A 25588-nucleotide genomic window follows, 5' to 3' on the forward strand; every position below is an offset into this window, starting at 1 on the left:
TCGCTAACTGACCTTTTGATTAACGCGATTATTTTCGAACTGCATAATAAGACTCAGCGCAGCAGGCAAAACAGTCAGCGTGACGAAAGTGGCAACGATCAGCCCGCCGATAATCGCATAGGCCATCGGCCCCCAGAAAACCTGCTCAGCAATCGGGATCATTCCCAGTATGGCAGCGCACGCCGTGAGCAATATGGGCCGGGAACGGTGTTGTGCCGCAGCTTTGATGGCTTCATCGCGGTCAAGCCCCTCCCTGACGTTATTGTCCACTTCACTGATGAGGATCACCGCATTGCGGATAATCATGCCTGCTAATGCGATGATGCCGAGCAACGCAACAAATCCCATCGGCGTACCCGTCGGCAACATCGCCAGCACAATGCCAATCAGTCCGAATGGCGCCATGAACAACGCGAGAAGCATGCGGGAGAAGCGCTGCAACTGGACCATCAGCAGGATCAGCATAACAAACAGTGTGACCGGCAACACCGCGAATACCGAGCTGTTGCCTTTGTCCGACTCGTCTACCACACCGCCCTCCTCTATCGTATATTCCGGCGGTAAGCTTGCCCTGATACGTGAGACCAGAGGAGAGAGTTGTTGAGAAACAGCCTCTGCCCGCAGACCTGCAGCTAAATCCGTCTGTACCGTGATAAACGGCAGGCGCTGCCGACGCCAGATAACCGGGTCATCAACTCCCCAGACCGGCGTCGCCACCTGACTCAGGGGGATTTTCTGCCCGCTTGCCGTGGTGATCATCAGCCCGGACAGCGTGGTCAAATCCTGACGTTCGCGCTTATTCCCGCGCAGAACAACGTCAATCAGCCGGTTTTTATCCCTGACGGTGGTGACAACGCTGCCAGACCAGACAGTGTTGAGCAACGTGGCGAGACTTTCGGAAGAAACACCCGCCGCCCGTGCTGCGGTCTGATTCACCTGTAACGTGATGACCCGCTCAGGTTCACCGGCGGTCAGATTAACTTCGCGGGTCCGGGGACTGTTTCCGAGAACGCTGGCGAGGTGCTGCGCAATCTGCCTGACCTTCGCATAATCCGGTCCGCTGACGCGATATTTTACCGGCCAGCCGACCGGCGGCCCCAGTTCCAGCGGCGAAACGCGCGTCGTGATATCACTGAAATCCCGGGCCAAAATAGTGTCCAGTTGCGCACGTAACTTATCCCTGTCCTCCAGACTTTTGGCGACAACAACCAGTTGTGCCGTGTTCTCATCATCCAGTAACACGTCCATGGGCAGGTAAAACCGCACCGCGCCTGACCCCACGTAGGTAGAAAAATGATCTACGTTCGGATTGTCTTTCAGGGCGTGCTCCAGCCTCTCCGCCCGGCGTGCCGTGTCGCTTTGCGAAGCGTTACCGGGAAGCGTAAGGCTGACCAGCAGTTCCGGGCGATCGGACGCCGGGAAAAATTCGCCCTGCATAAACGTGGTCGCATAAGCGGCAAGCCCTAACAAAAGGCAGGCGAAACTGAGAGTCGCCACGCGTCTTTGCAAAACCTGATTCAGCAGACGCTGATAGAAACGCATCAGTCTGCCCTGTTTTTCAGCGTGTGACGCCAGTTTCTCAGGTAACAGCCAGGTTCCGATCAGCGGTGAAAACAGAATGGCCACTACCCAGGAACATAAAAGCGCAATCAGCACCACGGCGAAGAGAGAATAGCAATACTCTCCCGCACTTGAGGCGGCAAAGCCTACCGGAATAAAGCCCGCTATCATCACCAGCGTGCCGGTCAGCATCGGGAAAGCAGTCGTTTCAAATGCGTAAGTTGCCGCCCGCCATTTAGAATCACCGGCCTCAATTCGGGAGACCATCGCCTCGACGGTGATCATGGCATCATCCACCAGCAAACCCAGGGCGATGATTAACGCCCCCAACGAAATACGTTGTAACCCGATGCCGGCAAGCATCATGCCGATAAACGTCATCGCCAGCACGATGGGGATCGCCGCTGCTACCACCAGCCCGGCACGGGTGCCTAATGAGACGAAGGACACCGCCAGCACAATAACCACAGCCTCAATCAATACACGGATAAAGCCGCTTACCGCCTGCGATACTACGGCCGACTGATCCGCGACTTTAACCATTTCAATGCCGTGCGGGAGCTGTGCGCTAATCACGGCCATCCGGTCACTCAGCGCCTTGCCAAAAGAAAGCATGTTGCCTGTAGAAGCCATGGAAATGGCGAGACCGATCGCGGGCTGACCGTTGACCCGAAATGCCGGTGACGGGGGCTCTGCATCCTGGCGGCTAATGGTCGCGATATCCGTCAGCGGAATGTAGCGCCCGCTAATATGCAGCGTCACGGCACGTAAACTTTGCTCTGACGTCAGTGCGCCGCTCACACGCAGGGCAATGTTTTCACGATCGCTTCGCAAGACCCCCGAAGGTTCTACCGCATTTTGAGCCTTCAGTGCATCGGTGATTTGCCGGAGATCCAGCCCCATTCCCGCCAGTTGTGCCGGTGAAAATTCGAGAACAATATTCTCCTCCTGGACGCCCAGCAGGCTGGCTTTTCCCATATCCGGCAGCGACATCAGACTGCGGCTGATATCATCGACCTTGTCACGAAGCTCACGCGGCGTGAAACCTTCCGCAGTAAAGCCATAAATGGTGCCAAAGGTGTCATCAAATTCGTCATCCACCGAGGGACCCTGCACACCTGCTGGCAGTGACGGCGCGATATCCTGCATCTTTTTGCGCACCTGATACCAGATACCCGCAACCTCTGCAGGTGGCGTGTTATCGCGAAGATTCACAAAAATAACCGATTGCCCTGCACGCGTTTCACTTTGCACAAAATCAAGATAAGGCGTTTCCTGCAGTTTTTTCTCCAGCGTATCGGTGACCAGATTAACCGTATCCTCCACGCTTGCCCCCGGCCAGCTCGCGGACACCACGGCAGTTTTAATGGTAAACGCCGGATCTTCATTACGGGGGAGTTGCTCATAGCTGATGACACCCGCCGCCATTAACAGCAGCATAAAAAAGGCAATCAGTGACTGATGATTCAGCGCCCAGGCTGAAAGATTGAAGGCCCCGACCGGGGAAGACGGTTTCATTCGCTGTCCTCCCCGGACATGACTTTTTCACCTTCGCGAAGTTTACTCACACCGGCAATGACCACCCTTTCGTCAGGCTGTACACCGGCAGACAGGAATATTTCAGAGGTACTGTAACGCCCAATAACCACGGGTCGTAAATGCAGCGTCAGCGTTTTCTCATCAACAACAAAAACCGCCGGTTTATCACCGGATCGGGTCAGCGCAGAAGCAGGCAATGCAATCAGACGCGGACCTGACGCGTTAAGTGTCAGTTGAACACTGGCACCGAGTGCCATGGCCGGTGGCGGGTTATCGAGGGTGATGCGAAGGCGCCAGGTGCGGGTTTGCGGGTCGGCCTGCGGGCTGACGTCGCGGAAATGCCCCTGCGCAACCACGGAAGGGGCCGAAAGTAACGATATAGTAAACAGGCTGTCAGCTTGCTGAGGAACAGACTGGGGATCGGCCACATCAAATACGGCATCACGCAGGCTGCCACTGGCCAGGGTGATCACAGACTGTCCGGCACTGACCACTTGTCCTGCCGACGCGCTGACCTGGGTAATCACGCCGTCAGCCGGAGCCGTGAGTTTTGTCCAGGACACGTTTTCCTGCGCATTTTTGAGCGCATCTTCACTGCTCTGACGCTTCGCGCGGGCAGCCTGCCAGTCAGCTTGCGCACTATCAAGCTGCGAGCGTGCGATAGCCCCGGAAGGCATCAGTAACTGCATACGCCTGAGACTGAGCGCCGCAACCTGCTCTGCCGCGCGGGCACTGTTCAGATCAGCCTGCGCACTGCTGAACTGGTTGCGGCTGGTCTCGCTTTCTTGCGTGGCGAGAACCTGACCGGCGATCACACGATCCCCCACCTCAGCCTGCCGCGTCAGAATGCGCCCGTCCAGCCGGAACCCGAGCGTCACCTCTTCATGGGCGCGTATTTCACCCGTTTGAATCAGGGAACTCAAAGCAACAGGAGGCGGTGCGGAAATGGTACGCACCGGCCTGACAGAGGGCGCTTGTTTATGGGCTTTGTCACCACAACCTGTCAGCACAATAGCAACGATGATCAGACAGGCGGCGGGAATGAAGGGAAGCATCCGACCGGTAGCGGATAAATGGCGAACGGCGTGACGCGCATAATCGGTGAAGGTAACAGCCATGACAGTCTTCCTGAATTGAGATGTCGCTATTCAATCCAATCACTGTCCAGATTCCCGTAATATTTCATCAAGAAACCGTCAAGATGCGCACTTTTTTGCAAGATGGCTGACCGGCGCAGTGACAGCGGACGTGCAGCATGTAAATCAACATCGGCAACGTCCACCGCATCGTCGTCTTCAATAATCAGCATCTGCCTGGTCTCCATACAGGTCATCTTGACGGTTTCTTCATAATTCCCCGACAGTTTATTGACACTGCCTCTTCATACTTCGGGTTTCAGACGCGGCTGCAATCCGCTACGAACCAACGTTTAGGTGATGAGGAATCACAATGACATCCAGAAAACTAATGCTGCAGATGACCTGTTTCAGCCTGTCCGCCACAGTGCTGCAGGCAATGGCCGACAACACGCCCTCTGCGCCGACGTTTACCGTCGGCATGGGTGCACAAAGCGCGCCGCGCTACAGCGGTTCCGATCAGCGCCACTGGCTGGTCGGGCCGGTCATTCAGGCGCGCGATGGCGCCTTTTTCTTCGATTCGCTCAAAGGCGTGGGTTATGACCTGCAGGCGGATAACGGCCTGTATCTGGAACATACGCTGGGATACAGCCTCGGGCGGACAGACAAAAATTCCACCTGGCGGGATGGCTCGAATAAGCTCAAAGGCATGGGGAATATCGATGCGACCATGAATACCGCGCTCGCGGTGGGCTGGTCTGCAACGCCGTGGCTGTCTTTTGAAGGCAAAGCCACCCTGCCACTGACGGACGGGCAAGGTGTGCATTATCAGACTTCCGTCACGGTACTGCCGCTGCAAAACGACACTGACACTGTTGCACTTCAGTCGGCAGCGCTCTTTGGCGACCGGCGCTATATGAATACCTTTTATGGTGTGAGCCGCGAACAAAGCGACCGCACTGACTTCGCGCCTTATCAGTCGGCCGGGGGTTTCTATGGCGTGGACAGCAGCCTGACCTGGAGCCATCAGTTCACGTCCCACTGGGGCGGCGTTATCAGTGCCGATTACACCTGGCTGGACGACAAAGCCGGTAACAGCCCGATTGTCGTTAAGCGCGGCGGCACGACTTACAATTTGGGTGTGCTTTATACCTTCTGATGCAATGAACATGAACCTATGAAAAGTCGTCCCGAACGGCGACTTTTTCATAGGCCCAAAAACACAAAGTCACAACCTTTCTGATAATAAAGGCAGAACACATGAAAGGAGATATCGCAACGCTGGTTTCAATTATTTTGTTTTATATTTTCTCATACTATTGCGTCTTTTTGACGTTATCCCCTCCGCAATTCGGCGGTCATTTCCGGCATATTCTGGATGTCCTCTTAAACTGAAAAAATATATGTGTGATCACAGAAAAATAAGCGCACATTCCCGGGCTGGTGCTGTTTAGAAAAGATATTTAAAACGCACACGGGCACCATAACGGTCATCCGTATTACCGGTTTTTACCGACGGCGATTCCAGCCAGGAGGCATAAGCCCCAAGATAAATATTGAAGTCAGGCATATCCATGATATCAGGCAGGTGCCATGAGGAATGGATGGTGTGAATGTCATATTTTCCCGGCGCCAGAATCGCGCAGTCGCTGTCACAGTCACTGGCTACCCCGGCCATATTGAACTTGTCGATATTGTTGTGCGCATAGATGTAACCCAGTTCCACGCGGTGCCATAAGGCATTTATGCCTGCGCTGAAATCTTTTTCGTCAGCGGCGTCGAGATAAGCCGTACTCAGGTTAACAACCGCACCGTTTTCTGCATCGGTTTTAAGCGTGTTCCAGCTCATCGTCATGCCGTAACCGGTCCGGCCCGACTGGTCTACCCAAACACCCTGAGTATCCTGATATCCATAGGCATTGTTCACCAGGTTGCTTTCGACAGCGGCGGCAACCGACCACGCGCCGGATTGCCAGGCCACGACCGGGCGGGCATAAACCACATTTTTACGGTTATCTAACGCATTGCCGTGATAGTTATTGTCGACAAATAGCGAACTGCCATCCTCTATAAGCGTGTTGAGTTCGAAATACCAGTTATCGAGTGTCTTACTGAGCAGGAAATTGCCACCGCTGCTGCTGCGCCCGCGCCCCTCTTTCATCATGTAGATATAACCGTAACCGTCACTGTAGAGATCGTTGGCGGTATTACCGGAATACTCAATGAACGTATCCTGATTCAGCGGGAACATATCCCAGGCCTCGAAGCGACCTATTTTAATTTTCCAGTCATCCTGCTGACCAAAGAAAAATGCCGCATCGTCGAGATTCATTTTTCCGTTTATATCAGCCAGTGGCTGAACAGTGAATCCGGCATATTTTCCATTAACCCCGTTTCGCAGACCATCAAACCCCAGAAGAATACGACCATTCATATCCCAGCGTTCTTTATCTCCGGGCGCCCAGTTTTTATTTGTACTGGTTTTTACCGACGTCAGGCTACCCGTGCGGCTGGCACCGTCCATATTAAATTCAACGTCCCCGTAAAATTTAATATTACTATTCCCGCTGAGCTGAATAGCGGGAGTCGCGGGAACTGCGGGTGTATTGTTTACCACGGAGGATAATTGCTTCTCCTGCCTGAGTGCGCGAATTTCTGCCTCCGCACCCGCAGCGCGTTGCTCGGTGACTTTCAGCCGCTGCTCCATTTGTTCCAGCCGTTGTTCGAGGGAAAGCGTATCCTGTGCATTGGCTACTGAGGTACATACAGACGTCAACATACATCCGACCCAGATTTTATTCATCGGAAAAGACCTTCTTATTATTGATATTAGTGTGTCATTTTTTGTATAAATACAGCCCGAAGATAAACGCAGTAATAACCCGCCCATCATCAAAGACGGGTTATTCGCGACGCTGAACAGAATTTATTCCAGCTGCCAGGCTCCGGCATCGGATAATGTTGCCGTTCCATGCCAGGCAAATAAATTTAATTCTCGGTGACCGGCATCAGGATATATCCGGCTACTGAGGCAGGCCTGGCCGTCATTAACAAATACCTCGACGGATGAGCTGTCGATAAACACACGTAAAGCCAGAGGAGCGCCGGGCACTAACGGTACGCTGCGCGTGCCACATAATCCGTACTGCGGATAGCGGCGTTCCAGCACCAGACGCTGCATCTGGGTATCAACATAGACACGTAAACCGTCCCCCAGGCTAAGTCCATACTGCTCCGCATCACTGCGTGCGCCATCCCAGTGAAGCGCAACTTCCATCGACTCCCCTTTTTCCGCCATCAGGATCTGCTGATTTTTCAAGGTACTGACAGGCCACGGGAACCAGGCCTGACGCAGGGCTTCCACCTCTTTCGCGGGACGCATCTGCAGACGATTGTTCTCATCAAGACTCAGCTCACGCGGCAGAGACAGCATCCCGGCCCAGCCGTCCTGTTGCTCCGGCATCGGCGACTCCCACATAGCCAGCCAGCCAATCACGATGCGGCGGCCATCCGGCGTCAGGAAACTCTGCGGGGCATAGAAGTCGTGCCCGTGATCCATTTCAATAAATTCTCCTGTACGAACAAACGGCTCGCCGGGCTGCCAGTCCCCCACCAGATAACCGCTCTGGAACAGATTACGGTTCTCAAAACCCTGCGCGGCTATCCCCTGCGGAGAAAACATCAGGACGCGTTTACCATTAAGGGTAAAGAAATCAGGGCACTCCCACATAAAGCCCATACCGGCTTCTGCCTCATCCAGGATCCCTTCATCCTGCCACTGACGCAGGTCGGCTGAACGATACAACCGTATTTGCCCGGTATCGCCAACGCGCGCACCGACGACCATGTACCAGCTATCCCCTTCGCGCCAGACCTTAGGGTCGCGGAAATGATGCAAGTCCGCCGGGGTATCGATAATGATCCCCTCACGTTTAAAGTGAATACCATCGCCACTGGTTGCCAGGCACTGCACCTGATAAAGGTTTTCGTCATTACCGGCGTCGCCGTGAAATTTATGCCCGGTGTAAATCAGCGCCAGGGTATCGCCATCCACCACCGCCGAACCCGAAAAACAGCCGTCTTTGTCTTCCGGTCCTTCCGGGGCCAGTGCAACGGGCAAGTGCTCCCAGTGAAGCAAATCTTTGCTCCGCGCATGTCCCCAGTGCATCGGTCCCCACTGGGTGGAATACGGATGATGCTGATAAAAAGCGTGATACCAACCCTCAAACCAGATCAGGCCATTAGGATCGTTAATCCAGCCAGCCCTCGCGGCCAGGTGATAGCGCGGGTACCAGCGCAGATTTACCCTCCCGTGCTTAGCCTGAAGTTCCTGTTCAGCATGAGCAATTGTATACGTCATCGTTTTCTCTCTTTTCAATCAGATAGTAGAAAGTTGCGGTATCTGTGGATCCCTAGAAGGCTTACCTGAGCGCAACAAGAAAATAGAAATAAAGGTGATACAGAACACCATCAGCCCCATAACCAGGTAGGACTGGGCAAATCCATATTTTTCGTAGCTGTAGCCGGCGAGGGGGGACAACACGGTGGCTATCACTGAGCTCGTACAGGCAAAGCCCACCAGATAGAGCGTGGATGAGAGTCGTTTATCGAAGTTAAGACTGTTGTATTTGAAGATAGCGATTAACAGTACCGGGAGTTCGACGGCATGCAGCAGCTTAGTAATGGAGATAAGCAGCGGGCCTTCCACTAAACCGGAAGCGACCATGCGCATCGCCATCACCATTCCGGCGAAAATCAGACCATTTTTGGCACCGATACGATTGACCAGCCACGGCGCACAGAACATGCCTGCGGCCTCCAGGAACACCTGAAACGAATTAAGATAACCGTACATGGCATTCCCTTCATGTTGCGTCGGGAACTGTGAGGAAAAATAGACCGGGAACTGCTGATCGTAGACGCCGTAAATACAGGTGCCGACCACAAAGAATACCAGAGCCCAGAAGCGCGGCAGGGTCAGCAGGCGTAATGCGTCCTCAAGGGTGACTTTGCCGCCTGACACGGCTTCCTGCATCGCGTGCGGTGCCGAGGAGACGCGTAACCGCATCAAAAGCATAAAGAAGATCAGACCAGAACAACTGGCGACCGCGAAGTTCAGTTTCGGGTTGATATTAAACAGTAACCCGGCGAAAAACGTGGCGACAGCCCAACCCAGCGATCCCCACATTCTTGCTTTTCCGAATTCAAACTGGCTCTGGCGGGCAACACGCTCGGTGTAGGATTCAAGTACACCAATACCGCCATTGAAGGTCAGGCCGATATAGATCCCGCCAAAAAAACTGCCCAGAAAGACATTAATTTTCAGAAGATGTCCAAACAGCAGATAGGCCGGACCGGAAAAGATCAACAATGCCGTGATAAACCAGAGCAGGTTCTTACGCAGACCGAGTTTATCCTGAATAAAACCATAACAAATTTGCACAAACAGCGTGGAAAGCGACATCACGGAAAAAATGATCCCGGTGTCCCCTGCTTTCAGACCCACTTCCTGATGTAGCCAGATCGAGAGCAACGACCCTGTAGAGGACCAGGTCACAAAGAAAAAGAACAATAAAGCGCTGAGTATCAGATAACTGTGAGAATGACGGGTTTTCATCATGGCAATCTCATGCTGAGGTGGAGCGCAAATGATAACGTTAACATAAAATAAAACGCATGCCGTTTTACGGCGATTCTAGATGTTAATCACAAAAGTTAACGTTAACATTATCAGTGTGAGATCATGATCAACTTTTCGGGTTTACAGCAAACGACACACGCAGTCCAAAATCACGTATGATCCTTTTACATCAGCAAGTTAGTTTTATAGCCTGTCGCGTAGTGACAAGTTTGGAGCGAGAAGAATGGCATCCCTGAAAGATGTGGCAAAACTGGCAAACGTGTCGCTGATGACGGTTTCCAGGGCATTAAACTCCCCGGAACGCCTGAAGCCGGAGACCCTGGCTCGCGTACAGTCCGCTATCGACGCCACTAATTACGTGCCCGATTTATCAGCAAAAAAAATACGTGGCGCTCACGCGATTGCAAAAACCATCGGTGTGCTGGCACTTGATACTGTGACCACCCCCTTTTCAGTGGAAATCACACTCTCCATCGAAGAAACCGCACGTGCGCATGGCTGGAACAGCTTTGTGGTTAACATGTTTTCCGATGACAGCCCGGAAAAAATCGTTGATCTGCTTCTCTCACATCGCCCGGATGGCATTATCTATACCACCATGGGATTGCGGCAGGTACCGCTGCCCGGAAAGTTGTTAAACCTCCCCTGTGTGCTGGCCAACTGTGAAAGCCTGCATCAGCAGGTAGCGAGTTATATTCCCGATGATGAATATGGACAGTATGTTGCGGTGCGGGCACTTTTATCTGCAGGCTATCGTCGCCCGCTCTGCTTACATTTGCCTGCCAACCATCTTGCGACTGTCAGACGCCGCAAAGGGCTGGAGCAGGCATGCACGCAAGCCGGTATAGCTCCTGATACGCTCGACCACCATTACATGGAATATGGCGATGAGCATTATCACGATATTCCCGACATGCTTTTGGCCCATATCAACCAGGGCAAACCTCAATTCGATTCAGTGGTATGTGGAAACGATCGTATCGCATTTATGGTCTATCAGACGCTGCTGTCACAGGGCTTAAGGATCCCTGATGATGTTGCGGTGCTTGGCTACGATAATATGGTGGGTATTGGCGATCTATTCTTACCCCCCCTCTCGACCGTGCAATTACCCCATTACGAGATAGGACGCCTTAGTGCGCTTCATATTATTAACGGTGAGTGTCATAAGAATACTGTGGCCGTTGAAAGTCCGTTACTCCTTCGTGAATCAGTAAAAAAACCACAGTAAAAGCAGATGAATATGATCAGCCGCTTTTAAAAGAATGGAAAATATCACAGGCCTGAGAATTGTCCGCAGAAAGCGTTCAGGAGCCTTATCGGGTAGTGAATTAGACTGATTTTCTGGATTGTCTATTCAGCGTTGGAGTGCTTATTTTCACGGGATTAATGTCTAGACTCAACTTTCTGACAAATACCTAAGGAGCACACCATGGCAGACCATTCTGTTAAAGGCAAAGTTGTGATCATCGCAGGCGGTGCTAAAAATCTCGGCGGTTTGATCGCCCGCGATTTAGCCGCTCAGGGGGCGAAAGCCATCGCCATTCATTACAACAGCGCCTCCTCAAAAGCAGATGCTGATGAAACGCTGGCCGCCATCGAAGCCGCCGGAGCCAGGGCGGTGGCATTGCAGGCAGATTTGACGACCGCTGCAGCCGTCGAAAAACTCTTTGCTGACACCATCGCCGCCGTTGGCAAGCCGGATATCGCTATCAACACCGTGGGCAAAGTCCTCAAAAAACCCATGGCGGAAATAAGCGAAACTGAATACGACGAGATGACATCCGTTAACTCGAAAACGGCTTTCTTTTTCCTCAAAGAAGCCGGTAAAAATCTCAACGACAACGGTAAAATCTGCACGGTAGTCACCTCACTTCTGGGTGCCTTTACCCCGTTTTACGCCGCGTATGCAGGCACGAAAGCCCCGGTGGAGCATTACACACGGGCAGCGTCCAAAGAGTTTGGCGCGCGCGGTATTTCGGTCACGGCGGTAGGGCCGGGTCCGATGGATACCCCTTTCTTTTATCCTGCTGAAGGCGCTGACGCGGTGGCATATCATAAAACTGCAGCAGCACTCTCTCCTTTCAGCAAAACAGGCCTGACCGATATTGAAGACGTGGTGCCTTTCATTCGCCATCTGGTGAGCGATGGCTGGTGGATCACCGGCCAGACTATTCTGATCAACGGCGGCTATACCACCAAATAACCGATGACATCTGAATATCGGACTGTAAAAAGGATGGGTGATATGCTGAAGGCCCTGGAATATCCCCGTCCCTGCCGCAGACAAAGAGCAATAGCGAATTTCCTTTGTCAGGTATAACAACGAGATATTAAAGATGGACAGGTTCAACCAATATCGCGTATTCACGCAGGTCGCAGAAATGGGAAGCTTTGTTCGGGCCGCCAGCGCACTCTCTGTGCCGCGAGCCTCCGTTTCTGCCGCCATCCAGCAATTAGAATCGCAACTGGGCGTGAGGCTGTTGCATCGCACCACCCGCACAGTGCGGCTGACTACCGACGGCGAGCAATTGCTCGAACGGGTGCGCCCTTTACTGGCAGAAGTAGAGGATATCGACCAGTCATTTCAGCTCAGCCAGCGCCAGGCCTCAGGGAAGCTGACCATCGATGTCCCCAGCCGCATTGCCCGTCGCCTGATTGCCCCGGCCCTGCCAGAGTTATTGCGGTGCCACCCCCATTTACAGCTGGTTCTGGGGTCATCGGACAGGGCTATCGATTTGGTACAGGACGGCGTGGATTGCGCTATCCGTGTGGGCGTATTGCATGACAGCAGTTTAGTCGTACGCTCCCTGGGTCACATAACCCTGATCAACTGCGCCAGCCCTGCATATCTGAGCGAACATGGCCTGCCCTCCCAGCCGGACGATCTCGTCGGGGAGCATCTGGCCATCGGTTATATTTCATCAAGAACGGGTAAAGAGTTACCCTGGCAGTATCAGTCAAAGGACGGACATATACACAGTGTCAGCGTCCCCCACCAGGTTGGGGTTAACAATGCAGAAAGTTATATCGCCTGCTGCCTTGCAGGCCTTGGGCTGATCCAAATCCCCCGCTTCGATGTTCAGCATCTTCTGGATTCAGGGGAACTGACTGAGGTCCTGCCAGATTACCGTGCAGCGTCTATGCCGGTATCACTGCTCTATCCACATCGCCGCCAGCGATCCCGGAGACTGGCTGTTTTTCATGCATGGTTTGAGAAACTGATGCAACCCCATCTGGATACTTGAATTATCTCGTTTATTGACCAGAGAATTGCAGACTAAAATTAGCCACACCGACAACATCAGCGACCTGTCTCACCCTGGCGAACCTTACCGATTCGCCAGCCGGTTTAAAATTCGTTATCATCCGCTCCCACTCTTCATCCGGGTATCCTGATGTCTGCGATTATCGATACTTTTATTGCCCCGCCGTGCCATGGCCAGATCGAGACGCTGTATCAGGACGAGCATCTGGTGCTTATCAATAAACCCACCGGACTGCTCAGCCTCTCGGGGAAAAACCCGCAAAATCTGGATTCCGTACATCACCGGCTGGTAAAGATATTTCCCGGCTGTACGCTGGTTCACCGTCTGGATTTCGGCACGTCCGGGCTGATGGTGATTGCGCGTAATAAGGCTATCAATGCCGCCCTCTGCCATCAATTCAGCCAGCGCACGGTGACCAAAGTGTACAGCGCATTGCTTTGCGGGCATCTGCAACATAACGAGGGAGTGACAGACGCGCCGATCGCCAAAGACCCTGCACTGTTTCCCCTGATGTCAATTTGCGCCGTCCACGGCAAGCCCGCCCGCTCCGGCTATCAGGTGGTTGAGCGCTTTTATCGTGAGCAGGAAAACGGCGAATTACTGCCACTGACGCGGGTACTGCTGACTCCGCAAACCGGGCGCACTCATCAGCTTCGCATTCACTGTCAGTATCTGGGCCACCCGATTTTGGGCTGTGATTTGTATGGCGGACGCCTGCTGCCGGGCACGGAACAGACTCCGCGACTGATGCTGCACGCCAGTGAACTGCATTTTGTTCATCCCGTCAGCGGAGAACGGATCGAAGCCCGCCATGCCAGCCCGTTCTGAAAGCGAAATCCTTTTTAACACCCCGCCCGGCACATTCCCTGCATTAAATTGCCCTCCCGCTTTGCAAAAGCGTTTTTAACCTGACGTTTGACGCTGTAGTCTCAGTAGCGGTTTTTATTTTGCTGCGTTCCAGCCAGGTAAACGGCCTTTAACCGATTTTAATAACGAAAAATTTTAGAAATCTGACGAACAGACAGGACAATTATGGACTCCATGCTCACCGCCCCCCACCCCGATGAGGAGATACCTTCATATCACCGTGCCCGCCGGGCTGCCTGGGGCAGTTTCGTCGGCGCAGTCGTAGACTGGTTTGATTTTTTGCTCTACGGCATCACCGCAGCATTAGTGTTTAACAGCGAATTTTTTCCGCAAATCGACCCGGCAATGGGCACACTCGCCGCATTTGCTACTTTCGGCGTCGGCTTTCTCTTCCGCCCGCTCGGCGGCATTGTCTTCGGACATTTCGGCGATCGCCTGGGTCGTAAGCGGATGCTGATGATGACCGTCTGGATCATGGGCATTGCCACCGCGTGCATCGGTATTCTTCCCTCTTTCGCGACGATTGGCTGGTGGGCTCCGGCGCTGCTGGTCACCTTGCGCGCCATTCAGGGATTTGCCGTGGGCGGCGAATGGGGTGGCGCGGCACTGCTGGCGGTGGAAAGTGCACCTTCCGGTAAAAAGGCGTTCTACAGCAGCGGGATACAGATGGGATACGGCGTCGGCCTGTTGCTGGCGACCGGACTGGTGTCACTGATCAGCAGCCTGACCACTGATGCGCAGTTCCTCAGCTGGGGCTGGCGTTTGCCATTTTTGTTCAGTGTGGTGCTGGTGCTGGGCGCGCTATGGGTGCGCAATGGCATGGAAGAGTCGGTCGAGTTCGAACGTGCTCAGGAAAAGCTCCCCAAAGCAGCAAAAAAGCGGCTACCGGTATTTGAAGCGCTGTTGCGCCATCCCGGCGCATTTTTGAAAATCATCCTCCTGCGCCTGTGCGAACTGCTGACGATGTACATTGTCACGGCGTTCGCCCTTAACTACTCGACGCATAATCTGGGGATGTCGCGTGAGCTGTTTCTGAATATCGGGCTGCTGGTCGGCGGTATCAGTTGCCTGACGATCCCGTTATTCGCCTGGCTGGCAGACCGTTTCGGCCGTCGCCGCATTTACATTACCGGCGCACTCGTCGGCGCGATGAGCGCCTTCCCGTTCTTTATGGCGCTGGAAGCCCGCTCCATTGCCGGGGTGGTGATCTTCTCGCTGCTGCTGGCAAATATCGCTCACGATATGGTGGTCTGCGTCCAGCAACCGATGTTCACGGAAATGTTTGGTGCAGGTTACCGCTACAGCGGTGCGGGTGTCGGTTATCAGGTCGCCAGCGTCGTGGGCGGCGGATTTACACCGTTTATTGCCGCCGCATTGCTGAATTTCTCCGGCGGTGAATGGCATTCCGTCGCCATTTATCTGATGGCTGGCTGTTTGCTTTCTGCGCTGACGGCGATGTTTATGAAGACACCTGCGCCGCGCTGAACCGCCGGCCATGTAGAAAAGCCCGCTTAAAAATATTAAGCGGGCTTTTTTGCACCTGAAACAGATTTAGACCACCCGCAGCTCCTCGTAAGAGATCATCACATGTTCCGCAAATGCCGGACGCTGTGTGAGTTTTTCATAATAGTGTTCAATAGCCGGGAAGGACGGCCGTTCAATGGCAATATCGAAATAGCGATACAAACTGTGTCCAAACTGAATATCGGCCAGTGTGAATGCGCTTCCGGCAAGGTAGCCATGCCGGGCAATCTGCGCTTCGGCAATCGCCAGCTTCTTGTTCAGATTCTGCAATGATTTTTCTAATGCCTGATGATCCTGATCTTTAGCCGCCGTTCTCACCACCATCCAGAACACCGGCGTAGTGAAATTCATCGCTACGCTGATTTTTGCCCATTCCGTCCATTTATCGGTTTCGGCTCGCCGTTCAGGATCCTGCGGCCAGAATTCATCAGCACCGTATTTTCCTGCCAGATAACGCAGGATGGCGCCGGTTTCCCACAGCGGCTGGCCTTCACCATCGCGGATCACAGGAACCGTGCCATTGGGGTTCATCGCCAGAAATTCCGGGGTGTCATTCCCCCCGTATTTATGGCCGATGTCAAACCGCTCATACTCCAGCCCTAATTCCCCGATACACCACATCAGCGCCTGCACATTTGACGACGTTTTTCTGCCCCATACCCGAATCATTCACTTCCCCCTGTTCGTTCATAAAAGCACCATCCGGCTCTTGTACCCTAATAAAACATTGGCGACACCGTGCAGACAAGCCATATTTAGAATGAATGACCATAAACGAAGCCCAAAGGAAAAGCGTATGGATAACAAGTCCCTCACCCCCTCACAGGCGATTGAGAAGCTCGAAAAGATGTACAACGACTCTGTGGCCGCCCTGCGGGATGCGATTAAAGATTTCATCGTTCAGGGTACGTTGCCTGATATCACAGCGCGTGCTGCCGGGCTGTTTGTTTATCCGGAACTGCGGGTCAGCTGGGATGGCGTGACGCCAGCCAAAAACCCGACCCGCGCTTATGGCCGTTTTTCGCATCCGGGCCGTTATGCCAACACCATCACGCATCCTGAGCTGTTCCGTGATTATCTGCTGGAACAGCTTTCCCTGCTGGAAGAGGAATATGATGCGGTGATTGAAGTGGTGCCGTCACAGCAGGAGATCCCTTATTCGTATGTGATTGACGGCTCGGATCTGACGCTTGACCGGTCGATGAGCGCCGGGCTGGCGAAGCATTTCCCGACCACAGAACTGTCGCAGATAGGCGATGAAACCGCAGACGGCCTGCATTATCCCGGTGACACTTTCCCGCTGTCGCATTTCAATGCGCTGCGCGCTGATTTCTCGCTGGCACGCCTGCGCCATTACACCGGCACGCTCACCGAACATTTTCAGCCATATGTGCTATTCACCAACTACACCCGATACGTCGATGAGTTTGTCAGCTGGGCGTGTGCGCAAATTGCCGATCCGGAAAGCCCGTATGAAGCACTGGCCTGCGCGGGCAGTGTATTTATCACGGCAGAAACGCAAAACCCTGAGCAGGCAGTGTCTGATCTGGCCTGGAAAAAACACCAGATGCCCGCCTATCATCTGATTGCCCGCGACGGTGCGGGGATTACACTGGTGAACATCGGCGTCGGCCCTGCCAACGCCAAAACCATTTGTGACCATCTGGCGGTGCTGCGTCCCCATGTCTGGCTGATGATTGGTCACTGCGGCGGATTACGTGAAACACAGTCGATCGGTGATTACGTTCTGGCGCACGCTTATTTACGTGACGACCATGTACTGGATGCCGTACTGCCGCCGGATATCCCGATCCCAAGCATTGCTGAAGTGCAACGTGCCTTGTATGACGCGACCAAAATGATGAGCGGCATGCCGGGTGAGCTGGTCAAGCAACGCCTGCGTACCGGCACGGTGGTGACTACCGATGACCGTAACTGGGAATTGCGTTATTCCGCCTCGGCATTGCGTTTTAATCTCAGCCGCGCCGTCGCCGTCGATATGGAAAGTGCAACCATCGCCGCGCAGGGATACCGCTTCCGGGTGCCTTACGGCACGCTGCTGTGCGTATCGGATAAGCCGTTGCACGGTGAAATCAAACTGCCGGGTCAGGCAAACAAATTCTACGAAGGCGCCATCTCAGAACATCTGCAAATTGGTATCTGTGCCATCGACCTGTTGCGCGCTGAGGGCGATCATCTGCATTCACGCAAATTGCGTACCTTTAACGAACCCCCTTTCCGCTGATAACCACTCTGATTCCCCTAAAAGAGTTCGTGTTGCAGGCAGGCGGCAAGTTTGATAATCCCGGTGAGCTGACATTAAGTCAGTGATTCGGGTTATTAACCGCAGCCCCCCCATCTGCGGCACGAAATATGGCGGGGAATTAAGGATTTCCTAAAAAAGACTTTGCATAATGCAGAGTCTTTTACCATCATAAATTAAAACGCTGTTCTACTTTCTTCCACACTGGAATTCTCTTGCAAAACGTCATCGTCTCTTTGCGCAAAGCCATCGAGCGCACGCCCTGGTATCCGAAACGGCGTTCTTACCGTACGTTGTTCTGGCGCGAAATAACGCCCCTCGCTGTCCCTATTTTCTTCGAAAATGCCTGCGTACTGCTGATGGGCGTACTGAGTACTTTTCTGGTCAGCTGGCTGGGCAAGGAAGCAATGGCAGGCGTGGGTCTGGCCGACAGTTTCAATATGGTGGTGATTTCATTCTTCGCCGCTGTCGATCTTGGTACCACCGTCGTCGTGGCGTTCAGCCTCGGTAAACTCGACCACGAGCGCGCCCGTGCGGCAGCACGTCAGTCACTGGCGATCATGACCGTTTTTGCCGTACTGCTGGCGATACTTCTGCAATTTTCCGGACATGTAATTGTCGACATGATCGCCGGCAATGCCGAGCCGGAGGTAAAAGAACTGGCGCTGTCTTACCTGCAAATGAGCAGCTGGAGCTATCCGGCGGCAGCCATTGCCCTGATCGGTTCCGGTGCTTTGCGTGGTGCGGGTAACACCAAAATCCCGATGTTACTTAACGGCGGGATGAACATCCTCAATCTGGTGATCAGCAGTGTGCTGATCTATGGTTGTTTCGGCTGGCACGGTCTGGGCTTTATCGGTGCCGGACTGGGGCTGACCATTTCACGTTATATCGGCGCGGTGGCCGTCATTTTCGTGCTGATGATTGGTTTCAATCCGTCCCTGAAAATCTCGCTGAAAAGCTATTTTCTGCCGCTCAATACCAACATTCTGCGCGAAGTCTTAGGCATCGGTATTCCGGCCAGTATCGAATCGGTATTGTTTAACGGCGGTAAATTACTGACGCAGGTTTTTGTCGCAGGCATGGGCACCAATGTGATTGCCGGTAACTTTATCGCCTTCTCGATTGCGGCGCTGATCAACCTGCCGGGCAACGCGCTGGGTTCTGCCTCGACCATTATCGTGGGAACACGTCTGGGCAAAGGGCAAATTGCCCAATCTGAGCGCCAGTTGCGCCATATTTTCTGGCTTTCCACCTTCGGGCTGTGTGTTCTGGCCTTCCTTTCAGTGCCATTTGCCGGTTTGCTGGCACGGTTTTACACCAACGAACAGGATGTTATCGACGTCGTCAAAATCCTTATCTGGCTGAACGCCGCCTTTATGCCTTTCTGGGCTGCCTCGTGGGTATTGCCTGCGGGCCTGAAAGGCGCGCGTGATGCCCGCTTTACCATGTACGTTTCTATGCTCGGGATGTGGGGCTGCCGTATTGTGGTGGGCTATTTCCTCGGGATCGTCCTGGGCTTCGGCGTAGTCGGCATCTGGCTGGGGATGTTCCTCGACTGGATCGTGCGCGGCCTGTTTTTCTACTGGCGTATGGCCAGCGGCCGCTGGTTGTGGAAATACCCGAAGGCCAAAAGGACAGCATGACTTACTGCGGTTATGCCCGCCGGTACATCCGGCGGGGATGGCCGATTTTCCCGTAGAGCATGTCGACTTTCAAATCGCCTTTCTGCACACAGTGTTCGAGATAGCGGCGGGCAGTGGTTTTACTCAACCCCGTTTCGCTGACGACTTCATCCACTGAATAGCAGCGTCCGGCATCCTGCATAAAGATGCCTTCCACCAGATTCAGCGTGTTTTCCTCGATGCCTTTATTACCCGCTTTCGGCGTGAAATCCTTCGCCTGGAGCTGATAAAGGCTGTCTACGTTTTGCTGATCCACCACTTTCCAGGTCCGCTGTGTCTGGCTGAACTGGATAAAGCGATCCAGCGATTGTTGCAGCCTGTTCCACGACACCGGTTTGAGGATGTAATCAAAAGCACCACAGCGGATCGCCTGACTGCAGGTATTCATGTCGCTGGCGGCGGTGATAAAAATCACCGAACAGGGTGTTCTCTTCAGCAGGTCATCTTCAATCAGTGAAATCCCCTGACCGTCAGGCAAATAGTTATCCAGCAACAGCAGTTGCGGACGCTTTTCTTCGATAAGCACTTTCGCTTCATGCAGCGTGGATGCGACACCCACCAGTCGCAACCAGCGGTGATTATCAATCAGTTCGGCATACAGTTGTGCCAGCTGGTTTTCATCTTCAACAATCATTACGTCAATCATTTCAGCTTGCATCATTTGCTCTCTTCCAGTTCTTCTGGTCGGGGATTACCGGCATAAAACCACCCTTTTCTTCAGGGCAGCACACCGGAATAAAGACCGAGAAAACAGCGCCGCTCGGCGGATTATCGGACACTTCAATGGTTCCGCCCGCATGGCTGACATAGCTGGCAACCAGATGCAGTCCCAGCCCGTGATCGCCTTGCGTTTTGGATGTCACCCCCAGCGCAAAAATCTGTTCGCGCCGCTCCTGCGCAATCCCGATGCCGTGGTCAGCGACTTCAATCACCAGCTCATCCGTGCCGGAAACGACATACACTTCAACCGGCCCGGCATCACTGCCGCGCAGTAACGTGGCTTCGATGGCGTTATCCAGCAGGTTGCCGATGATCGACATCAGTTCAGTTTCACTGAGCGCAGCAGGCAGATACGTTAATTCACAGGCAGGATCGAATGTGAGCTCAACACCTTTTTCCCGTGCACGGGCATATTTTCCGAGTAATAAACCGCACAACCTTGGCGAGCAGAACCGCTCTGAAACGAAATCCAGCAATTCCTGCGCACTTTCAGACTGGGCCTCGATATAACGAATCGCCTCGTCGTAGCGTCCCATATGCAGCAGGCCAGCGAGCGTTGCCGTCCAGTTGAGCTGTTCATGCCGCATCACCCGCAGGTTATCGGCATAGCGCTGCACCTGACTTAGCTGGATGCTGAGCCGGTCGATATCGCTGCAATCGCGAAAAGTGATCACCCAGCCCTGAAGCTGGTCTTCCAGCATGATCCGCACCCGACTGGCAATCACGGTCAGGTTATTGAACAGACAGATTTCATCGTGAATGTCTTTTTTCAGCATGACCTGCGGGTCAAAGAAACTGACCGGCGCAATCACCTGCCTGAGCGGCTGACCACGCAGTTCACGGGACGGCACGTCAAGGTTGAGCAGCTTTTTGGCCGCCTGGTTGATGACCGCCACGCGGGAGTGCGCATCAATGGCGATCACCCCTTCGTAAATCGACTCCATCAGCGCCTTTTGCTGACGCACCAGCAGGCCGATTTCCCGGGGCTCCAGCGCAAACATCTGTCGTTTAATCGAACGTGAAAAAAACCATGAAAAGGTAAACAACGCCAGCAGCAAGGTAGCGGCCGCCAGTAAAATGCGGATGGCTTTTTCAACGGTCAGGCTGTTGATGTGGCTGGTGAGATAGCCGACAGAAACGATACCCATCACCTTGCCTTGCGCGTTCACGATCGGTGCTTTACTGCGCAGCGACAGCCCGATCCCACCCAGCCGGATGGTGGTGGTGCTTTTACCCGCCAGCACTTCTTCGTTGTCCCCTCCGACCAGCGTTTTTCCGACGCGGTCAGCATAAATCGAATGAAACAGATGTATCGCTTTACCATCGCCGATCACCATATAACTGGCATCGCTGTGAGCAGAAATATTCCTCATTAAACTGTTAATTGCTGAAATGTCCTTATTTTCAACTGCGGTAATTAATGAGGGAATAAGTGCAATTTCCTCTGCCTGAACTTTTGCACGAATACCCATATCTTCATATAACTGACGTTCTATATCGTGATAGTAATAAACACCTGTCAGCGAAAAAAGCGCCATAAATAACAGAACAAGATAAACAAAAAGCTTTATCTGAAAAGAAGGACGGAACCGCATCGGAGAACCTATCGCCAGACCGTGATATTAACAAACAGTATGTGAAGATTATCATTCTCCGGTATTTCCGTCAGAATGAAGGATCAAAGTTGCGAGGCATGCCGCAGAACACCTTCAGGCACCGCAAGCCTCTGACGGCACAACACATAATTCACAACAGCTATTTCACGATAAATTAACAGTAATATTATAATTACAAATAACACCATAAAAACCACGAGAAAATAAACGCATCACGCGTTTTTAAATTAATTAAAACCATAAAAACCTTTCGCTCCTTTAAAATACCCTGTCTAATTTGCGGCACTTCACATATTACCGGTTATTATTCCTCTTACACTCCCTGCACAAATTGACACAGGGGATTCATCATGAGTACAACCGACGACACTTATTCTGTTCCCGCGGGAGTTTCTTCCGCAAAACAGCTCTCATTAAAAGAAAAATGGTGGCACATTCTCGACACCTGGAAAATCGGCATTATTCCGTTGCCGCTGTTTGCCATGGCGGGGTTGCTTATCGCAATAGATTGTCTCGACGGCAAACTGCCGAGCGACATCGTGGTCATGGTCGCCACGCTGGCGTTCTTTGGATTCGCCTGCGGCGAATTCGGCAAACGTCTTCCTTTCATCGGCAAGATGGGCGCGGCAGCGATTTGCGCCACGTTCATTCCTTCCGCGCTGGTCTATTACGGCCTGCTGCCGGATGTCGTGGTGGAATCCACCACCAAGTTCTATAAAAGCACCAACATTCTGTATCTCTACATTTGTTGCATCATCGTGGGCAGCATCATGAGCATGGATCGCAAAGTGCTGATCCAGGGTTTCATGCGTATTTTCTTCCCGATGCTGTGTGGCGAAGTGGTCGGCATGCTGGTCGGGATGGGCGTGGGTCTGTCGCTGGGCATGGAACCTTTTCAGATTTTCTTCTTCCTGATCCTGCCGATTATGGCCGGTGGCGTCGGTGAAGGAGCGATCCCGCTTTCCATCGGTTATGCAGCCATCCTGCATATGGATCAGGGCGTGGCGCTGGGTCGCATTCTGCCTATCGTGATGCTGGGCAGCCTGACCGCTATTGTCATTTCCGGCTCGCTCAACCAGTTAGGTAAACGCTATCCGCATCTGACCGGCGAAGGCCAGCTGATGCCGTCCTCCAAAAATGCCACCGCTGACAGCAGCAAGCTGAGCGGCACCGGTGGTAAAACGGATGTCACCACCATCGCGGCAGGCGCCCTGCTGGCCGTTCTGCTGTATATGGTGGGCATGCTGTTACACAAACTGATTGGTCTTCCTGCACCGGTCGGCATGCTGTTTGCGGCCGTTGGCCTGAAACTGGCGCACGGCGTTTCACCCCGCCTGCTGGAAGGCTCTCAGGTGGTGTACAAATTCTTCCAGACTTCCGTCACCTACCCGATTTTGTTCGCCGTCGGCGTGGCCATCACACCGTGGAATGAACTGGTCGCCGCATTCACCATTTCTAATCTCCTGGTCATTGTCAGCACCGTTGCGGCGCTGGTCGCCACCGGCTTCTTCGTCGGCAAGAAAATTGGCATGCACCCGATTGATGTGGCCATTGTTTCGTGCTGCCAGAGCGGTCAGGGCGGTACCGGTGACGTCGCCATTCTGACAGCGGGTAACCGCATGCAACTGATGCCGTTTGCCCAAATTGCCACGCGCATTGGCGGCGCCATCAATGTTTCAGTCTCCCTGCTGGTGCTTGGCAACTTCCTTGTCTGACGCCGGGCTAACCCTTTTTTAATTCAGGACATTTTTATGAAACTGGCAAGTTATCTCTATCAGGGACGCAAGTCCTACGGCATCGCGACAGAGCGCGGCATGATCGACCTCGGCCGTCATCTCGGGCAACGTTATCCCGACCTCAAAGCCCTGCTGGCAGGCAATGCGCTGGCACAGGCCCAGGCGCTGGCTGCCCTGCCCGCTGATGTGGATTTCGACGACCTGACTTTTCTGCCGGTGATCCAGAATCCGGAAAAAATTCTCTGTGTCGGCATGAATTACGCCGAAAAGCGTAAAGAGTTTGATCAGCATAATCCGGCCCCGACGCTGTTCGTCCGCTTCGCCGATTCCCAAACCGGCCATGCCTCTCCCGTTATCAAACCGAGCCTTTCTGTCGAGTTTGATTACGAAGGTGAACTGGCGGTGATTATCGGTTCTGCGGGGGAAAATATCTCCCGCGAAGATGCACTTACTCATGTCGCAGGATATAGCTGTTATATGGACGGCTCCGCCCGTGACTGGCAGCACACCTGGTTTACCGCCGGTAAAAACTGGCCGCAAACCGGTGCGTTCGGACCGTGGATGACCACCGCCGATGAAATCCCCGACCCGCACACCCTGGCGATCCGCACCTGGCTGAACGGCCACATGGTGCAGGACGACAACACCCGCAGCATGATCCACAAAGTCGCCGAACTGATTGAGTACATCAGCACCTTTACCTCGCTGAGTGCCGGTGACGTGATCATTACCGGCTCACCGGGCGGCGTGGGTAAAAAGCGCGTACCGCCGCTGTTTATGAAACCCGGCGACCGTATCGAAGTAGAAATCGAAAAGATTGGTCATCTCAGCAATATGATCGTCGCAGCAGACACGAAGGTTGCCGCCAGCCGTCAGGTGAGTCATGCCCAGGCAGCCCACTAACCGGTTAACACTGACCGAACTGGCCGGGCATTCAGCCCGGCGTTTTAAACATCGCTTTGACTTACAGCCGACATCAGGAACGCATTATGTTCAGCCGTGACCAACCGGACTTTCATGTCATCAGTGTCAGCCAGCCGCCGGAAGGCATGCTGGAGGATATCCGCACCCTGTTGCAGCAAAGCCAGTTAGGCATGGATGACGACATTGAGCAGTTCGTGGTGGCCTGCTCCGGCCGCCGGCTGGTCGGCTGTGCCGGTCTGGTCAGCAACACTATCAAATGCGTCGCCGTGGCCGCCGACTGGCGCGGGGAAAATCTCAGCGCCAGATTGCTGGGTGAAGTGGAAAATCTGGCGGTGTCCGGCGGCAAATTCCATTTATTTCTCTATACGCGGCCATCGAATCTGCAGCGCTTTCGCGGCTGCGGATTTTACCCGCTGGTGCAATGGGACGACGTTGCCGTGCTGATGGAAAACACGCCGGTGGGCATCAGCCATTATTGCCGCGGGTTGCAACGCCATCATCACAGCGGCCAGCGCATCGGTGCCGTGGTAATGAATGCCAACCCGTTCACCCTCGGGCATCGCTTTCTGGCAGAACAGGCAGCGGCAACCTGTGACTGGTTGCATGTGTTTGTGGTGAGCGAAGATGTGTCGTATTTCCCGTTTAAAGAACGTCTTGAAATGGTCCGTCTGGGTGTCGCGGACCTGCCCAACGTGACGGTGCATGCCGGTTCTGAATACCTGATCTCCCGCGCAACTTTTCCTGGCTATTTTCTCAAGGACGCCGGGCTGGTGAATCAGGCGTGGAGCGTGATGGATTTGCTGATTTTTCGTCAGTACATCGCACCGGCGTTAGGCATTACCCACCGTTTTGTCGGCAGCGAGCCTTTCTGTCCGGTGACCCATCAGTACAACTGCGACATGCATGACTGGCTGGAAGCGCCCGCACGCCTGACGTCGCCACCGCTGAAGGTGATTGAGTTGCCGCGCAAACGTCACGCCAGCGGCCGGGCCATTTCGGCCTCAGAAGTGCGTGCGCTGCTCCGGGCGCATCAGTTACCGCGCATCCGGGACATTGTTCCGCTCAGCACTTATGTACACCTTGAACAACACTATTCCGCCACTGCGCCCGCAGAACCGGCGCATGACGATGTCCTTATTATTTCACCCTCACTTTGTTAACAGCAGGA

The 25588-nt window shown here is 53.6% G+C and carries 20 protein-coding genes; 11 read left to right on the forward strand and 9 right to left on the reverse strand.

Annotation, left to right across the window (positions count from 1 at the left end):
• Positions 1 to 3: 3 nt before the first annotated feature.
• Genes DXU84_RS05270 through DXU84_RS05280 form a run of 3 tightly spaced genes read right to left on the reverse strand, consistent with a single transcriptional unit; the run spans position 4 to position 4423 of the window.
• The gene (locus DXU84_RS05270) at positions 4 to 3078 is read right to left on the reverse strand and encodes an efflux RND transporter permease subunit (RefSeq protein ID WP_153375043.1); all 3075 of its coding nucleotides are present in this window, start codon (positions 3076 to 3078) and stop codon (positions 4 to 6) included.
• A complete protein-coding gene (locus tag DXU84_RS05275; protein WP_153375045.1) occupies positions 3075 to 4217 on the reverse strand; it encodes an efflux RND transporter periplasmic adaptor subunit in 1143 nt (380 codons plus the stop codon). The genes DXU84_RS05270 and DXU84_RS05275 overlap by 4 nt, the downstream gene beginning before the upstream one ends.
• A 26-nt stretch (positions 4218 to 4243) precedes the next feature.
• Positions 4244 to 4423: a hypothetical protein gene (locus DXU84_RS05280; RefSeq protein ID WP_112151766.1), complete on the reverse strand. Its 180-nt coding sequence runs from the start codon at positions 4421 to 4423 to the stop codon at positions 4244 to 4246.
• Positions 4424 to 4548: 125 nt separating this feature from the next.
• Between DXU84_RS05280 and DXU84_RS05285 the strand changes: the two genes are divergently transcribed.
• Positions 4549 to 5334 (forward strand): MipA/OmpV family protein, encoded by a 786-nt coding sequence (locus DXU84_RS05285; protein WP_112151765.1) that lies wholly within the window; start codon positions 4549 to 4551, stop codon positions 5332 to 5334.
• A 291-nt stretch (positions 5335 to 5625) separates the two neighbouring features.
• Here the strand turns inward: DXU84_RS05285 and DXU84_RS05290 are convergent, their stop codons facing one another.
• From DXU84_RS05290 to DXU84_RS05300, 3 genes are all read right to left on the reverse strand, one after another.
• The gene (locus DXU84_RS05290; RefSeq protein ID WP_153375047.1) at positions 5626 to 6978 is read right to left on the reverse strand and encodes a carbohydrate porin; all 1353 of its coding nucleotides are present in this window, start codon (positions 6976 to 6978) and stop codon (positions 5626 to 5628) included.
• Between the two features lie 123 nt (positions 6979 to 7101).
• Entirely contained in the window at positions 7102 to 8535 is a 1434-nt protein-coding gene (locus DXU84_RS05295; protein ID WP_112197740.1) for a glycoside hydrolase family 32 protein, read from the reverse strand.
• Between the two features lie 18 nt (positions 8536 to 8553).
• Positions 8554 to 9795: an MFS transporter gene (locus DXU84_RS05300; protein WP_015689639.1), complete on the reverse strand. Its 1242-nt coding sequence runs from the start codon at positions 9793 to 9795 to the stop codon at positions 8554 to 8556.
• Positions 9796 to 10039: 244 nt separating this feature from the next.
• Here DXU84_RS05300 and DXU84_RS05305 point away from each other — a divergent pair, with 244 nt between their 5' ends.
• The 5 genes from DXU84_RS05305 (at position 10040) to shiA (ending at position 15437) form a co-directional block, all read left to right on the forward strand.
• Positions 10040 to 11047 carry a LacI family DNA-binding transcriptional regulator gene (locus DXU84_RS05305; RefSeq protein WP_112151762.1) on the forward strand — a complete coding sequence of 336 codons (1008 nt, stop codon included), beginning with the start codon at positions 10040 to 10042 and terminating at the stop codon, positions 11045 to 11047.
• 201 nt (positions 11048 to 11248) lie between these two features.
• Positions 11249 to 12022: an SDR family oxidoreductase gene (locus DXU84_RS05310; protein ID WP_013574936.1), complete on the forward strand. Its 774-nt coding sequence runs from the start codon at positions 11249 to 11251 to the stop codon at positions 12020 to 12022.
• A 133-nt stretch (positions 12023 to 12155) separates the two neighbouring features.
• On the forward strand, positions 12156 to 13064 hold the full coding sequence (locus DXU84_RS05315; protein WP_153375049.1) for a LysR family transcriptional regulator: 909 nt from the start codon (positions 12156 to 12158) through the stop codon (positions 13062 to 13064).
• Between the two features lie 150 nt (positions 13065 to 13214).
• Positions 13215 to 13913: an RluA family pseudouridine synthase gene (locus DXU84_RS05320; protein ID WP_119261449.1), complete on the forward strand. Its 699-nt coding sequence runs from the start codon at positions 13215 to 13217 to the stop codon at positions 13911 to 13913.
• 204 nt (positions 13914 to 14117) lie between these two features.
• Positions 14118 to 15437, forward strand: a complete 1320-nt coding sequence (gene shiA, locus DXU84_RS05325; protein ID WP_013574933.1) for a shikimate transporter — start codon at positions 14118 to 14120, stop codon at positions 15435 to 15437.
• A gap of 66 nt (positions 15438 to 15503) precedes the next feature.
• On the opposite strand, the gene DXU84_RS05330 is transcribed toward shiA, so the two are convergent.
• Entirely contained in the window at positions 15504 to 16145 is a 642-nt protein-coding gene (locus DXU84_RS05330) for a glutathione S-transferase family protein (RefSeq protein ID WP_013574932.1), read from the reverse strand.
• Between the two features lie 127 nt (positions 16146 to 16272).
• Here DXU84_RS05330 and DXU84_RS05335 point away from each other — a divergent pair, with 127 nt between their 5' ends.
• Positions 16273 to 17721: an AMP nucleosidase gene (locus tag DXU84_RS05335; protein ID WP_037035937.1), complete on the forward strand. Its 1449-nt coding sequence runs from the start codon at positions 16273 to 16275 to the stop codon at positions 17719 to 17721.
• Between the two features lie 233 nt (positions 17722 to 17954).
• Positions 17955 to 19385, forward strand: a complete 1431-nt coding sequence (locus DXU84_RS05340; protein WP_037035940.1) for an EmmdR/YeeO family multidrug/toxin efflux MATE transporter — start codon at positions 17955 to 17957, stop codon at positions 19383 to 19385.
• A 10-nt stretch (positions 19386 to 19395) separates the two neighbouring features.
• On the opposite strand, the gene DXU84_RS05345 is transcribed toward DXU84_RS05340, so the two are convergent.
• Both DXU84_RS05345 and DXU84_RS05350 read right to left on the reverse strand, forming a co-directional pair.
• Positions 19396 to 20082, reverse strand: a complete 687-nt coding sequence (locus DXU84_RS05345; protein WP_015689638.1) for a response regulator — start codon at positions 20080 to 20082, stop codon at positions 19396 to 19398.
• Entirely contained in the window at positions 20072 to 21739 is a 1668-nt protein-coding gene (locus tag DXU84_RS05350; protein WP_013574928.1) for a sensor histidine kinase, read from the reverse strand. Before DXU84_RS05350 ends, DXU84_RS05345 begins: the two co-directional genes overlap by 11 nt.
• A 371-nt stretch (positions 21740 to 22110) precedes the next feature.
• On the opposite strand from DXU84_RS05350, the gene DXU84_RS05355 reads away from it, so the two are divergent.
• From DXU84_RS05355 to citC, 3 genes are all read left to right on the forward strand, one after another.
• On the forward strand, positions 22111 to 23475 hold the full coding sequence (locus tag DXU84_RS05355; protein WP_134706051.1) for a 2-hydroxycarboxylate transporter family protein: 1365 nt from the start codon (positions 22111 to 22113) through the stop codon (positions 23473 to 23475).
• A gap of 36 nt (positions 23476 to 23511) precedes the next feature.
• Complete coding sequence (locus DXU84_RS05360; protein ID WP_013574926.1) at positions 23512 to 24399, forward strand: fumarylacetoacetate hydrolase family protein; 888 nt, start codon at positions 23512 to 23514, stop codon at positions 24397 to 24399.
• Positions 24400 to 24485: 86 nt separating this feature from the next.
• Positions 24486 to 25580 (forward strand): [citrate (pro-3S)-lyase] ligase, encoded by a 1095-nt coding sequence (gene citC, locus DXU84_RS05365; RefSeq protein ID WP_037035949.1) that lies wholly within the window; start codon positions 24486 to 24488, stop codon positions 25578 to 25580.
• Positions 25581 to 25588: the final 8 nt, after the last annotated feature.

This window comes from Rahnella sp. RcJ3 (assembly GCF_009498575.1).
Lineage (GTDB): Bacteria > Pseudomonadota > Gammaproteobacteria > Enterobacterales > Enterobacteriaceae > Rahnella > Rahnella aceris.

What these genes read in the sequence shown, in the direction of transcription:
- DXU84_RS05290 (WP_153375047.1), bottom strand. Translation starts at nt 6,978, where the DNA reads ATGAATAAAATCTGGGTCGGATGTATGTTGACGTCTGTATGTACCTCA.
- DXU84_RS05280 (WP_112151766.1), bottom strand. Translation starts at nt 4,423, where the DNA reads ATGGAGACCAGGCAGATGCTGATTATTGAAGACGACGATGCGGTGGAC.
- DXU84_RS05285 (WP_112151765.1), top strand. Translation starts at nt 4,549, where the DNA reads ATGACATCCAGAAAACTAATGCTGCAGATGACCTGTTTCAGCCTGTCC.
- DXU84_RS05345 (WP_015689638.1), bottom strand. Translation starts at nt 20,082, where the DNA reads ATGCAAGCTGAAATGATTGACGTAATGATTGTTGAAGATGAAAACCAG.
- DXU84_RS05315 (WP_153375049.1), top strand. Translation starts at nt 12,156, where the DNA reads ATGGACAGGTTCAACCAATATCGCGTATTCACGCAGGTCGCAGAAATG.
- citC (WP_037035949.1), top strand. Translation starts at nt 24,486, where the DNA reads ATGTTCAGCCGTGACCAACCGGACTTTCATGTCATCAGTGTCAGCCAG.
- DXU84_RS05360 (WP_013574926.1), top strand. Translation starts at nt 23,512, where the DNA reads ATGAAACTGGCAAGTTATCTCTATCAGGGACGCAAGTCCTACGGCATC.
- DXU84_RS05295 (WP_112197740.1), bottom strand. Translation starts at nt 8,535, where the DNA reads ATGACGTATACAATTGCTCATGCTGAACAGGAACTTCAGGCTAAGCAC.
- DXU84_RS05305 (WP_112151762.1), top strand. Translation starts at nt 10,040, where the DNA reads ATGGCATCCCTGAAAGATGTGGCAAAACTGGCAAACGTGTCGCTGATG.
- DXU84_RS05335 (WP_037035937.1), top strand. Translation starts at nt 16,273, where the DNA reads ATGGATAACAAGTCCCTCACCCCCTCACAGGCGATTGAGAAGCTCGAA.
- DXU84_RS05330 (WP_013574932.1), bottom strand. Translation starts at nt 16,145, where the DNA reads ATGATTCGGGTATGGGGCAGAAAAACGTCGTCAAATGTGCAGGCGCTG.
- DXU84_RS05275 (WP_153375045.1), bottom strand. Translation starts at nt 4,217, where the DNA reads ATGGCTGTTACCTTCACCGATTATGCGCGTCACGCCGTTCGCCATTTA.
- DXU84_RS05300 (WP_015689639.1), bottom strand. Translation starts at nt 9,795, where the DNA reads ATGATGAAAACCCGTCATTCTCACAGTTATCTGATACTCAGCGCTTTA.
- DXU84_RS05350 (WP_013574928.1), bottom strand. Translation starts at nt 21,739, where the DNA reads ATGCGGTTCCGTCCTTCTTTTCAGATAAAGCTTTTTGTTTATCTTGTT.
- shiA (WP_013574933.1), top strand. Translation starts at nt 14,118, where the DNA reads ATGGACTCCATGCTCACCGCCCCCCACCCCGATGAGGAGATACCTTCA.
- DXU84_RS05355 (WP_134706051.1), top strand. Translation starts at nt 22,111, where the DNA reads ATGAGTACAACCGACGACACTTATTCTGTTCCCGCGGGAGTTTCTTCC.
- DXU84_RS05310 (WP_013574936.1), top strand. Translation starts at nt 11,249, where the DNA reads ATGGCAGACCATTCTGTTAAAGGCAAAGTTGTGATCATCGCAGGCGGT.
- DXU84_RS05320 (WP_119261449.1), top strand. Translation starts at nt 13,215, where the DNA reads ATGTCTGCGATTATCGATACTTTTATTGCCCCGCCGTGCCATGGCCAG.
- DXU84_RS05270 (WP_153375043.1), bottom strand. Translation starts at nt 3,078, where the DNA reads ATGAAACCGTCTTCCCCGGTCGGGGCCTTCAATCTTTCAGCCTGGGCG.